This window comes from Polaromonas sp. P4_F9, from assembly GCF_056401235.1.
The window spans coordinates 1-1,539 of the sequence record NZ_JBFUJT010000079.1 but is presented as its reverse complement, the minus strand read 5'-3'; the positions used below and the strand labels follow the sequence as shown (position 1 = coordinate 1,539).

The 1,539-nt window shown below is 59.0% G+C and carries 1 protein-coding gene; it reads left to right on the top strand.

Features of this window, described 5'->3' with window-relative positions; translation table 11 throughout:
• A partial coding sequence (locus tag AC1DUB_RS28245; protein ID WP_477732385.1) for a type I secretion C-terminal target domain-containing protein occupies positions 1-1,491 on the top strand: 1,491 nt, incomplete at its 5' end.
• Positions 1,492-1,539: the final 48 nt, after the last annotated feature.

Genomic DNA, 1,539 nt, shown 5'->3' with positions numbered 1-1,539 from the left:
AGCGGCGGCGCAGGCGGCTACAGCTACGCGCTGACGAGTCCGGCCGCAGGCAGCTTCGGCACGCTGACGCTGAACCCGGACGGCAGCTACAGCTACACGCTGACGCAGCGCTTTGACACCAGCCCGGATGCCAACAACGGCACCAACACCGAGAACAACCGCGACACCTTCACCTACCAGGCGACGGATGCCAACGGCAACACGGTGACCAGCACCATCACCGTGGACATCGTGGACGATGTGCCGACATTCACACAAATTGACCACGGCATTATTGCGAACCAGGCAGGGGTGCTTGTCGGCACCCACGATATGACCTTCGGCGCAGATGGGGAAGGGGTCATCAATTTGTCTGCGTTGACAAGCTTGAGTGGTGTCAACTATTCCGCCGTACAGCACAACCTCGACGGATCAACGACCATCACAGCCGGAACCGGCGCCAGCACGACCAACTTCTTTGCTCTGACCATCAACCCCGATGGGACGTACGAATTCGATTTGATCGACCCGCGTCCGTCGGTGACGAAGGTGGCTGATTTTGGCAGTGTCCAGGGCGGTGCGGCAGTGCCTTCGCTGACGCTGGGGACTGGCGCAGATGCCATCACCTTTACCGGTTTGGGCGGGGACCAGATCAAGCCGACGAGCGCTGGTTTTGGCGTGAACGACGGGAACCTGAAYCCGGGCGATGACTTCAGCGTCACGTTTGCCGGCAAYCARGTGGAYAGTGTGTCGTTTGCGGTCAAACAGCAGTCCAGCTCTGACTTTGTCATGGCGTGGTCCACTGATGCAGGGGATTCCGGCCTGGTTACTTTCGGAGTTGATGGGTCATTCACCATTAATCCTTTGAATGATTTTTCKACGATCACRTTCAATGTGACCGGCGGGAACGCAAAGGTGGATTCTTTTGCGTACAGTCAAAATCTTCTCCCGGCCGAGCAGGTATTGCAGTTCAGTGTTTCTGGGACGGATGGAGACGGCGATTTGACGGCGTCACAGACGCTGAATATCCAATTGCTGGGTGGGAGCGCTGGCGATCCGATCTCGGGAACCGGTGCCGGTGATGCGATATTGGGTACCTCGACAGGTGAATCGATCTCGGGCGGGGCAGGGGACGACATGATGACGGGCGGTCTGGGCTCCGATACGTTCAAGTGGAGCCTGGGTGATCAGGGTACCGTTGGGACGCCGGCCGCTGATGTGATCAAGGATTTCACACTCGGCATCGGTGGTGATGCATTGGACCTGAAGGACCTGTTGAGCTCCGAGCACGCCAACCCGGGCAGCCTGGATGCTTACCTGGACTTTTCTGCCAATGGCAGCGGCCAGACACTGATCTCTGTTCACGCGGCTGGTGCTGGCAGTGCGGTCACGCAGACCATCACCCTGGAAAATGTGCAGTATGCGGCTTTGCAGGCTGCGGCGGGAGGGACATCCGATTCGGCCATCATCACCAAGTTGCTGGCTGACGGCAATTTGAAAACCGACGTCTGATCGTCGGCCGCCCGCTGGCCGGGCTGGTTTTTGCAGGGCAGACCGCGC